General features: G+C 38.9%; 12 protein-coding genes and 1 pseudogene. 8 read left to right on the forward strand and 5 right to left on the reverse strand.

The genetic code is table 11. The features are described 5' to 3' along the window. Window positions 1-258: 258 nt before the first annotated feature. A complete protein-coding gene (locus tag ACFVSH_RS18330) occupies window positions 259-552 on the reverse strand; it encodes a hypothetical protein (protein ID WP_387707207.1) in 294 nt (97 codons plus the stop codon). 301 nt (window positions 553-853) lie between these two features. Between ACFVSH_RS18330 and ACFVSH_RS18335 the strand changes: the two genes are divergently transcribed. From ACFVSH_RS18335 to ACFVSH_RS18350, 4 genes are all read left to right on the forward strand, one after another. Then, on the forward strand, window positions 854-1,396 hold the full coding sequence (locus ACFVSH_RS18335; RefSeq protein ID WP_387596717.1) for a sigma-70 family RNA polymerase sigma factor: 543 nt from the start codon (window positions 854-856) through the stop codon (window positions 1,394-1,396). Continuing rightward, on the forward strand, window positions 1,386-1,805 hold the full coding sequence (locus tag ACFVSH_RS18340) for a PadR family transcriptional regulator (protein ID WP_387596720.1): 420 nt from the start codon (window positions 1,386-1,388) through the stop codon (window positions 1,803-1,805). Before ACFVSH_RS18335 ends, ACFVSH_RS18340 begins: the two co-directional genes overlap by 11 nt. Further along, complete coding sequence (locus ACFVSH_RS18345) at window positions 1,802-3,076, forward strand: FtsW/RodA/SpoVE family cell cycle protein (protein WP_387707209.1); 1,275 nt, start codon at window positions 1,802-1,804, stop codon at window positions 3,074-3,076. Before ACFVSH_RS18340 ends, ACFVSH_RS18345 begins: the two co-directional genes overlap by 4 nt. A 742-nt stretch (window positions 3,077-3,818) precedes the next feature. Continuing rightward, window positions 3,819-4,271 carry a VOC family protein gene (locus ACFVSH_RS18350; RefSeq protein WP_387596725.1) on the forward strand — a complete coding sequence of 151 codons (453 nt, stop codon included), beginning with the start codon at window positions 3,819-3,821 and terminating at the stop codon, window positions 4,269-4,271. Window positions 4,272-5,212: 941 nt separating this feature from the next. Here the strand turns inward: ACFVSH_RS18350 and ACFVSH_RS18355 are convergent. After that, window positions 5,213-5,575, reverse strand: a pseudogene (locus ACFVSH_RS18355) (group I truncated hemoglobin). A gap of 456 nt (window positions 5,576-6,031) precedes the next feature. Here ACFVSH_RS18355 and ACFVSH_RS18360 point away from each other — a divergent pair. The 4 genes from ACFVSH_RS18360 to chrA all read left to right on the forward strand — a co-directional run bounded on the left by ACFVSH_RS18360 (window position 6,032) and on the right by chrA (window position 9,246). After that, window positions 6,032-6,244, forward strand: a complete 213-nt coding sequence (locus ACFVSH_RS18360; RefSeq protein WP_061461893.1) for a hypothetical protein — start codon at window positions 6,032-6,034, stop codon at window positions 6,242-6,244. 683 nt (window positions 6,245-6,927) lie between these two features. Continuing rightward, the gene (locus tag ACFVSH_RS18365; protein ID WP_387596729.1) at window positions 6,928-7,800 is read left to right on the forward strand and encodes a DMT family transporter; all 873 of its coding nucleotides are present in this window, start codon (window positions 6,928-6,930) and stop codon (window positions 7,798-7,800) included. A 307-nt stretch (window positions 7,801-8,107) separates the two neighbouring features. Then, window positions 8,108-8,695 carry a chromate efflux transporter ChrB gene (gene chrB, locus ACFVSH_RS18370; RefSeq protein ID WP_387596732.1) on the forward strand — a complete coding sequence of 196 codons (588 nt, stop codon included), beginning with the start codon at window positions 8,108-8,110 and terminating at the stop codon, window positions 8,693-8,695. Beyond that, complete coding sequence (chrA, locus tag ACFVSH_RS18375) at window positions 8,695-9,246, forward strand: chromate efflux transporter ChrA (RefSeq protein WP_387707211.1); 552 nt, start codon at window positions 8,695-8,697, stop codon at window positions 9,244-9,246. Before chrB ends, chrA begins: the two co-directional genes overlap by 1 nt. Before the next feature lie 37 nt (window positions 9,247-9,283). On the opposite strand, the gene chrS is transcribed toward chrA, so the two are convergent. The 3 genes from chrS to ACFVSH_RS18390 form a co-directional block, all read right to left on the reverse strand. Continuing rightward, window positions 9,284-9,760, reverse strand: coding sequence for a chromate efflux transcriptional regulator ChrS (gene chrS, locus ACFVSH_RS18380; protein WP_034315019.1), 477 nt, complete (start codon window positions 9,758-9,760; stop codon window positions 9,284-9,286). A 148-nt stretch (window positions 9,761-9,908) separates the two neighbouring features. Beyond that, window positions 9,909-10,058 carry a hypothetical protein gene (locus tag ACFVSH_RS18385; RefSeq protein ID WP_387707213.1) on the reverse strand — a complete coding sequence of 50 codons (150 nt, stop codon included), beginning with the start codon at window positions 10,056-10,058 and terminating at the stop codon, window positions 9,909-9,911. A gap of 178 nt (window positions 10,059-10,236) precedes the next feature. Further along, window positions 10,237-10,359, reverse strand: a complete 123-nt coding sequence (locus tag ACFVSH_RS18390; protein WP_260284425.1) for a hypothetical protein — start codon at window positions 10,357-10,359, stop codon at window positions 10,237-10,239. Window positions 10,360-10,603 lie beyond the last annotated feature (244 nt).

Genomic DNA, 10,603 nt, shown 5'->3' on the forward strand with positions numbered 1-10,603 from the left:
GGAAATCAACACACCGCTTTACTTGGTAAATAGCAACAAAGTATGCGAAAACAGCTTTTCAAAATAAATAAAGAGGCCACTGATTAGGTGAGTGGCCTCCATCTTTAACTCTTGCGCCCGTTAGTTCTATAAATTCAACAAACATTATACATTTCTCCGCGATACGCTTCCCACTCCCTCCCAATCTGGGCAAGGTGTTCTCGAACATGCTCAACACGGAATTCCAGCAATTGCTTAAATGTTTACCGCTCTGCATCGTCATCCCCCCATCCGCCCACTTTGTTCATTTGTCAGATGGTCCAGAATGGGCTGTATACTGGAACGCAGCAATTGGAACAGGAGCAAATACTGTTCAAGGTCCATCGGATCATCCCCCAAGCCATTCGCCCCTCCATCTTGGTCAAACGAAAGCAGAAGTGGCTCGTGCTCTGCCATGACTTTTTTCAGCCGATGTGTAGACAAGACCTCAGCACCCGTCACTTGGATGGGAATTTGATGGATGCTCCACTTGTCCGGTGCGGGCTTGAACGAAGCTCCTCCTCCGCTAATCATTCGATTGCTTTCCGGATCATTGCGTATCCACGACCATACTCTTCAATCAACGCTTCCATTTTTGTCCCACCTTTTCTTATTCAACTTATCTGTCCCAATAGTTCTATAAGATTTATCATGTTTATAACCGGTTAAACATTTCTGATTGGATGTTGTCAGGCGCGGATTCCTACTATTGCTGTACTAATTCTAAAATGTTTTCTATATTTTTAGCTGTAGTAACAAAGGAAAAGTTTTAAAACCAAAAACCTTCTTATAAGTACTATCGTCTATATATTTAGGGAAGGAAGTGTGAACTGTTTTGGAGGAGTTTGTGTTGAAATGGCATCAAATGAAAGATGACGAATTCTTACTGGATGAAATTATGTCCCTTTATGGCCAGGATATTCTGCAATTAGTCTATTCCTATGTAAAAGATCCAGTTGTGGCAGAGGATCTGACACAGGAAATTTTTATCAAATGCTATAAGTCGCTTTCCACGTATAACCAGCAATCAAATATTAGGACGTGGCTTTGGAGGATTGCAATTAACCATTGTAAGGATTATAGGAAAAGCTGGTATTTCCGAAAAGTTTCGACTGCGGAAGAGGAGCATGAATGGACTTCTACCGATGATGTGGAAGAAAAGGTCATTCAGCATGATGAAGACAGGCAGCTAGCAGTTGCCGTTATGGAGCTGCCTATCCAGTATCGCGAGCTTATTTACCTTCATTATTTTCAGGAAATGAAGCTCAAGGAGATTTCTGAAATTACTGGGGTCAAACTTGGAACGGTGAAGACCAGGATGCGCCAGGCGAAAAGACGGTTAAAAACCTATTGGGAGGAATCCACCGATGGAAGATAAATTATCACGCTTGAAATCGGCTATGGAAAAGCATACATTTCTTGATTTGAAATTCACGGAAAAACATAGAAACTCCATCCATACTGCCATCGAAAAGCAGGATGTAAGTAAGGAAGACATTTTGATTGGTATTTTCAGATCTTTGGATAAGGAAAAAAGTGGTTATCAAATTAATGAATCTCTTTACCAGAAAGGCATCCGGAAATTTGAAAATAACGAAGGCTCCTTGTATGCTGCGTTGCATGAGCTTGAAAAGGAAGGCTGGCTCCAGTCTTTTTGGGAAACGGAAGAAAGGAAGCTCTATTCCTTGGATGAACGTGCGAAAAAGTGGCTTAAGAAAAAGGAATCCAAAAGCGGTTCCGCTTCTGCTAGTTGGCGGACAGCGTTTGAAGGAGGAAGAGCCGATTGAGAAGCAATCATTTTTTAAATGAAGTTTCGTCGTATATCCGATCAAAAGAAGCAAAAAAATATATAGAAGCTGAATTAAAAGCCCATCTGCATCAAGCTAAAACTGAACTGGTCAAAAAAGGATATACAGAGGCTGAAGCAGAGGAACTCGCTGTCCGGAATATGGGAAGCCCCTCTGACATTGGGCAGAAGATGGACAAGCTGCACAGGCCGAAGATTGATTGGAAGCTAATGAGCATGTTTCTGTTCATGTCAGCTACGGGCCTGTTTTTGTTTTGGTTCTTGTTTAAGGATGGTAATTCATTTTCAGTGCTGAAGCAGGTATATTCTGTCATAGGAAGTGTAATTTTGGCCTGTGTCCTTCTTTTTTTCGATTATCGGAAATTTCAGAGATGGGGCTGGTTTTTCTTTACGATAGGATGTCTGATTCTTTTTCAGTTCCAATTTTCCAATGTATTTGTGAACGGCAGTCCCCGAATTAATATTACGGGTTTATTGTCGGTCGATTCTATTGTGGTTCTGCCACTTTTTCTGCTTGCCTGGGCCGGAATGCTTCAATCAAGAAAGATGAATGTTTATTTGGCTGCCATTTTATACGTTTGTTCTGCCTTCCTGTTTCTGAATACAGTCAACTTACAGGCGTCAATGCTTTATTCATTGATGGTTGCTGTTATGGTCTGGAAGAGCGGCCTAAATAAAAGGAAAATCCTTGTCACTGCAGCGGTCCTGCTTACTGCATGTGTTTCACTTCTGCTTATATCCTTGAAAGATATAAGGGCCTATCAATTAGAAAGACTTTTTGCGTTCGTTACCCCTGAAAAATTCAGTGAGACATCGGGGTATATGTATTTGGAACTGGAAAAGCTAATTGAGGATGCCGGATGGTTTGGCCATTTTAATTCCCTCGGGGAGTTTTATTATTCAAATGAAATGATGACGGATTTCATCTTTGTAACGATTACCTATACGCTTGGCTGGGCCGGGTCCTTGCTCATTGGTCTGCTGTTTTTATGGATGATCTGGCGAATTTCCCGTATATTCCAAACTGTGAAAGACCCATTTGGGAAAATGCTCGTTTCCGGCAGTTTTGCCATATTCACTGCACAGGTAACTGTCAGCATCGGAATGTCTTTCGGCTTATTACCAATAACAAGCGTATCCCTGCCATTTATGAGTTATGGTGCTTTATCAGCTATGATTAACGCCTGCTTGTTTGGTCTGGTTTTAAGTGTATATCACAAAAAAGATATTATACTGATGAAGAAAATATGAGGTACTGTAGCTCATATTCTCTTTTCTGAAGAAATTTGGAATGGGCAAACCAGAACCCCCACAGCGTAAATAAAAAGAATCATTTTGAAAATAGATTGATTGAAATGGATTATTTTCTTGCGATACAGTATACAGTTTTTATAAAATAGTTTGATTATTTTTAGTAATCGTTAAAAAACTAACGCATAGCTTAAGCATTACATTGTATAAAATGTTTATAGATTGAAGAAAAATCAACTTACCGGAAGTTCAAGCATTAGCAAAAAGGTAATTCTGCTGAATTACCTTTTTTAAGTTTCGTTGTTCACTTTCCGGTAGTCGAGCTAATAAACCCTTTATAACCTCTTCACTAGATATTTACGTTGTTCCATGGATTATATCCCCCATTCCCCCTCGATCATGAAGTGCGAATAATAAGAGAACTATTAAATTAAAAGAAATGAATAAAACGGAATTAGAACATACCATAAAGGCTGTTGGTCAATATTGAATGGGAAAATCGTGCTTAATGGTGAATAATTTGGTACACCTAGCACACAATCACAATTAACGGCAAAAAAAGAGTGCCGGCTGCCATGCGTTTGGCATTCACGAAATAAGGTTCGCGAATATTCCAATATGACTTTTCTTTGTTATCATGAACTGTGACAAGGTGTTTTTTGTTTGGAAGGAATTTGTAACTTTTAAGAATAATTATGAAGATGATCAGATAATAAATTTTTACACATAAGGAGATAAAACTATGGCAAAAAACAAATTACTAAGAATGGACAATGTCGGCATCGTTGTAGAATCCCTGGATGACGCAATCTCTTTCTTCGAGGAGATTGGCTTGACCCTCGAAGGGCGAGCCACTGTCGAAGGTGAATGGGCTGGCCGCGTAACCGGACTGGGTTCTCAGTGCGTAGAGATTGCTGTGATGGTTACCCCAGATGGCCACAGCCGACTTGAACTTTCGCGATTTCTCACCCCACCTACTATAGCAGATCACCGGACTGCTCCTGTAAACGCCCTCGGTTATCTACGCGTCATGTTCACCGTTGAAGACATTGACGAAATGGTATCCAGACTCACTAAGTATGGTGCTCAGCTCGTTGGCGAAGTGGTTCAGTACGAAGACTCGTATCGGCTCTGCTACATTCGTGGAACCGAAGGACTTCTAATCGGTTTGGCGGAACAAATCGGTAACAAATAGGTAAGTGACGTTTTATAAAAAGCCTTTACTGAAATAAAAATTGAAACAGAAAAGCAGTGTGAAAGTAACTCGAAGAAGTCGGGTATGTCATATAACACAGCATTCACGCTGCAGGACTCCCCGAGCCACTGGTAGCCAGGAGAAGAAGCAGGGAAGAGATTCAGGCGACACCCCTGCGAGCCTAAGAACTTCGTTCCAAGGCTCGCAGGGTTCGTGATTGAGAAAACGTTATATGCCAATCCGTCTCGATTTGAAGAAAATTCTTATTCAATAAAAGGGCGCGATTGCGGAAAAAGTAGTACAGAGTGATACATATTATACATGACTAATATGTATCACTCTGTATTTTTTTATGACATTTTACGATTTAGGTCTTGATAAATACAAGACGGTACGATTTTATTTTATAACTACAGAGATTTTCTAAAACAAAAAGATTGATGGCTTAATAGTCGAGTAGTCTGTATTCACGGAACATAATTTCTACCGTTACTTAATCATTTTTTCTATCTTATCAGTGTCAGAATCAAGAATACCATAAACAACTCCTGGCATATTATAAAGATAACTTTCATTATCAAAAGTATATGAAAGGATAGGTGAAACAGTCATAAAATCAAATTCCTTTTTACCTTGATAAAAGGTATTAATTTTATGGAGATAAAGAAAGAATCAATAAAGATAAGGAGATTTTAAAAAATAACCATAGGACCAACAGCAGCAAGGCTTTAATCACATTAACTCATTCCATAAGTAAACAATCCAAGTCCAAGTATTTTAATAAATAAATGCGAGTCCAAAGTCAAACTGACACCGATCAATGTAATTATTAGGCTAAAAGAATAATATTTTTTGCTTACCGTGTGGAATTCCCTTTACTCCCATAAGAAAGGAGCTGCTAGTCAGCTCCTGAAGAAAAGTACCCTTTAGCTAAATATCGGTTATTTATACAAGATATCATCTCTTAATGAAGCACTTTAGTTAAAGCTGTATCTATGTCAGCTTCATTCACTCCAAAGTGAGCAAGTGCATCGTTTAGATGTTTTACAATGGTATCAAAATGGGCTGGTTGCAGATTCAATCCTTGGTTAGCATTTGCCATGGATTGTTCAGAGTATTGTTTTGGACCAACCTAATGCAAAACTAATAAATTTCGTCTGATGACGGCGTTGTTTTTCCATATCCGTCTTTTCAAAAAAATGATTAACTGTATCATCCTTAAGAACCAACTCGGAGTAAAAGTAGTCCACAACTTTTGCTATCGCTTCTTCTCCGCCGACTTTTTCGTAAAGTGTCTGTTCCATATTTTCACTCCTATTTTGTAGTTAATAGCAGTATTTTCTGTAGATAGACTCGTTTTTGTTCCTTATCTTTCAATTAAATCCACTTAAAAGATAAACTGCTCCGGGACCTTTCGATCTTATGCAACTATCCTTTCCCTTTAGCTCCATAATGTGCTGCCAAAGCAACCTCCGATAATGAAGCAAAGAACCCGTAGTTCATTAGCCCTTTGGTATCCTGCTGTTTGAGAACAAACTCGAAAAATAAGGATAGGTCATCATCCATTAGAGGTTATTGAATTCCACAAAAAAATAAGTATGGACTAACACTATAATCGCTACTCTCTCCTCTTCTACGCAAAGAATCATAACTTGAACGGTAAATATTAATTTTAAGATAAAAAAGTCACCAGCTTGGTCAATAAATAAGTATAAGAATGTAATAGATTGGATAAACTAATAAAAAAGGAGTGGGAGATTATGGAGACAAAAATTAAAGAAGGCACAAAAGAAATGTGGAGCGAAATTAATGAATGTATAACTAGGAAAATTAATGAAAAACATGATTTATCCTTTCAAAAGAAGAGTAATGATAATTATATGAATCTATATATTCAAACAGCAGTATTACACACCCTATTTGAACTATCAGATGAGTTCAGGAAAATCGAACGAAAATATAACCGATTGTGATGCTTCTGGAAAGGCCATGCACTAAAAAAACCAACTTAATGGTGGATTAGGATTAAACTCTTCAAGGGAGCCTTTTTAATCCTAATCCACGTTTTTTCTTTCATCATTACCGCTGCCGACATTTGACTAACACCTTTACTGTACCACCTGCTTCCCTTCCCTATAAAGCCCTCTTTTCATTCAAACTGGAATCCATTTTTCTTACCTTACGTTAAAACAAAAGCAAAGATCATCCGACAATCAAGACAGTATACTAAAGCTTAAAACATGGCCCCCCACCTTTTCCTATTACAACCGGTGGGGTTTCTAGTTGTGGTTTCTACATCTACGTAAACCGGGAGGCCCCTCTTTTGCAACCACGCCGGATAAATTGGCTTCAATGTGTAAAGTAGTTTTTAATGGCAGATTTCCAAGGGAGTTGTTTTTTTGTTGTTTTATAAATACCTAAAATCTTGTATATTTAATATAACTTACTGATTATTGAATCAAATGATCCGTTACAACAGAATAGTTTTATAACTAACTAAAATCATTGAAACTAATATTTTTGAAAGAGAGCTGAAAGCTGATGTTGTGGTCACCGCTATTCGAAAATGATGTACCTGCAGTTATTCTTCCTTAACGGTAGAAAATTGCATCTCCGTTAGGGACTGGAAATGTTTAGTTAAAACGGAGGGTACAAAATGAAAAACACTATATTAGGTTCTTTATATTTATCACTCGCTGCTAGCATTTGGGGCGGGATGTATGTTGTGGTAAAAGTTGTGGTAGACGTTGTTCCACCACTTGAATTAGTATTATTACGATATGTGATTGCTATTTTAGCATTGCTGACAATTGGTTTTATAACAAAACAATCTTGGCGGATTGAAAGACGAGACTGGCTTTTGGTTTTCATTATAGGACTTGTTGGAAACACAATTTCTATCGTAACCCAGGAAGTCGGTACGCTTCTATCCACTGCACAAATGGGAGCCATCATTACTTCGACAACACCTGCTTTTATGGTGATATTTGCACGTATCGTTTTAAAAGAAAAGATCACTTTAAAAAAATCAATTTCTGTTATTTTAGCGACGATCGGTGTCTGCATCATTGTCGGAAATGCCCATATCGGCTCATCTCACCAACTTGGGGGCGTATCGCTGCTGATTGCTGCATTAACCTGGGCACTTATGTCAGTTCTAATTAAACGGATTCCTGGGCAATATTCACAAATTGTTATAACGACCTATGCAGTGCTTGTGGCAATTGTCTGTTTAACACCCATTACGATTAGTCGATTAGATGAGCTTGACTTTCAAGCAATCATGCATCCATCCATATGGGGCGGCCTTTTATACTTGGGCGTTATTTCCACAGCATGTGCCTTTTTATTGTGGAATCGCGGACTGCAAATGCTTACCGCATCAAGTGGCGGATTATTTTTCTTTTTACAACCTATAGTGGGTACTTTTTTAGGTTGGTTAATACTAGGTGAACAAATCGGCTTGTCTTTTTGGATCGGTACAATATTAATTTTTATAGGTGTGTTATTAGTCATTCGGGAAGAATAACCCACATTAAAAAGTTTATTAAAGTTATATATTTTAAAAAGTACTCTATAGAGCAGTCACTTTAAAAAGGTCTGCCTATAGGGTACTTTTTGTATTTTTACCTGTTTGTTTTTCTTGCGCAATCCAATTTTTATTTCTTAACACAAAAAGAAGTTTTTTTATTTACTTCAACCTATTGCATGGAAAAATACCTTTTATACATTCATTACGTAATTATCATCATGATTTCATGTACATTTCGAAAGCATTTTTGTTATCATTAATTCATAATCATGGAAAAGAATTCTAAAACCAAGGAGGAATGTTCTTGAAAAATCCATATACGGAATTGACGTTCGGGATGATGAGAACGGGGATTTTAGGTTTCGGCGGCGGGCCATCTGTCATCCCGCTCATCCGCCACGAAGCAGTTTCCCGTTATCACTGGCTCGACGATGATGAATTCGGGGACACTTTGGCGATTGCCAATACACTCCCAGGACCTATTGCCACTAAGATGGCAGCATATCTTGGTTATAAATTAAAAGGCTGGCCAGGAGCCTTCGTCAGCGTGGCCGCTCACGTTTTACCTTCATGCATTGCGATGGTTTTCTTGATTGCATTCATTAATGTTTTAAGTAATTCGGCCATGATCAGTAATATGATCGCTGCTGTCATGCCGGTTGTTGCTGTCATGCTTGGTCAAATGGCTTATGAGTTTGGCGAAAAGGCGGTGAAAGGGTTAGGAAAGGTGCTCGGAATCACCTTTTTTGCGATTTCCTTTTTGCTTCTGCAAGTCATTTCCCTGCATCCTGGTATCGTCATTATGATTTTCCTTCTATATGGGGCGTTCCATTTTAAATTAAAGGAAAGATTGAATAATAAAAAGGTGAATAGGAAGGAGGAATCCGGTTAATGGGTCTTATTATCCCAATAGGTGTTGCTGTTTTTCTAGCGTTTTTCATTGCCAATATTCTTGGTTATGGCGGTGGTCCAGCCTCGATTCCGCTTATGTATGATCAAATCGTCACCCGTTATGGCTGGCTTGATAATGCCGAATTCTCACAAATGCTTGCGTTAGGAAATTCACTTCCAGGACCTATCGCCACGAAAATAGCCGCATATGTCGGATATGATGTATATGGCTGGCCAGGATTTCTAGCCGCATTGGCAGGCACGATCATCCCTTCAGCCGTAGCTTTGATATATTTATTAAAAATCCTGCGAAAATACAAGCATTCGCCTATCGTAAAAGGCATGTCCCTGCTTGTACAGCCCGTGATTGCAATCATGATGTTATTGCTCACCTGGAATATGGCCGAGGATGCCGTCGGTTCCATCGGCTACATCCATTCAATCGTCATCGCTGGATTGGCCTTTTTGGCCCTAGGTAAATTCAAGATCCACCCCGCCTTCGTAATCATTCTTGCTTTTGCGTACGGCGGCTTTATCATCCCGCACACCTAATAATAAAAAATCCACCTATATAGGGGGATTTTTTCATTTAAAGTTTCATGCCCATCCGGCTTTTATAACGTTTAATGAGAATTTGGCAATCAACGCTGACAACACCGACGACGGCATACAGCTTCTCATTGAGAAATCGTTCCATCTCCTGGTTATCAGTAAAGATTCCGTGCATATGGAGTTTACTCGGACCGGTCATATGATATAAACTCGTTACTGCCGGTTCACTTTCTAATTGCTGTGCGACCGATTCCAGATATTTAGGCTCAACCTCAACGTTAAAGAATGCCGAAACATGGATGCCGACCTTGGCTGGATTTATGACCGCAGTGAACCTCTCGATCACACCGTTTTCAACAAGATGATTGATTCTCATCTGAACCGCAACCCTGGAGAGCTCCACTTTCTTCGCTAAGTCGGTATACGAAATCCGCGCATCTTCATGTAAAACCGATATGATTTTCTTATCGATCTCATCAACTTTCAAGCTAGGAATCTTAAAGTCCTCTGCCATCCTGCGTAACCCCTTTTCAATTTCTTTATTCCATTATCGCAGAGAACACCCTCGGATCACAACGATCTTCCTTTTCACTTTTTAACCTCCATTAAAACGTCGGAAATTAACCGATAGCCAAAAAATAAGGCCTGCCCATTTTCAATAATCACCCTCCAATTTGCACATGATCGTCCATCATATATGTAGTTTTTAAAAACTTAGGATACATCATTTCGTCCAGCTGTATGGCTAAAAACGAAGCAATCAAACAGATGAAAAATCCGATGGGAATCAGAGCGGGACAAATTGATGACACTGGCGACACACCCTTAGGAGACAGTATGGGAAACCATCCTCCTCCGTAATTAGTGGGAGCAAATGAGTTCCTGCCAGACTGCAACTCCCCCTCCTCATTCGAAAAATTGAAAGGCGGGGGTTTTACAGACCTATTAATGCAGGATGAAAGTTTATGAATAGACCCAATGGACACTTCCTCAATCCTTTGTTTGAAAAGTCTTTGCGATGTTTTTATATTCCTCATCATTGAGAATGCCCATTTTTTTGAATAATGCGGAATAAGCGATTATTTTTTTCTGCGTACGGTTTGTACAATTCATATGGTTCAACTCCTTTTTTACATAGTATTCACTTACGATAAAATGTTTCCTTAATGCAAAATATTTTGAATGGACTAAATAAAAAGAACTGCCCATTTTCCTGAAAACCCCATATAGTTATAGGTGATTAAAATATGACCAGCATATTTAAAGTTCAAGTGATGAATAATCATCTTTTTTTAAGCTCTTTTCGTAAAGATGTTGTTTTTAAAACGAAACTATATAAGGTTGATTGGAGCGGAAG

This window comes from Peribacillus sp. NPDC058002 (assembly GCF_042886655.1).
Lineage (GTDB): Bacteria > Bacillota > Bacilli > Bacillales > DSM-1321 > Peribacillus > Peribacillus aracenensis.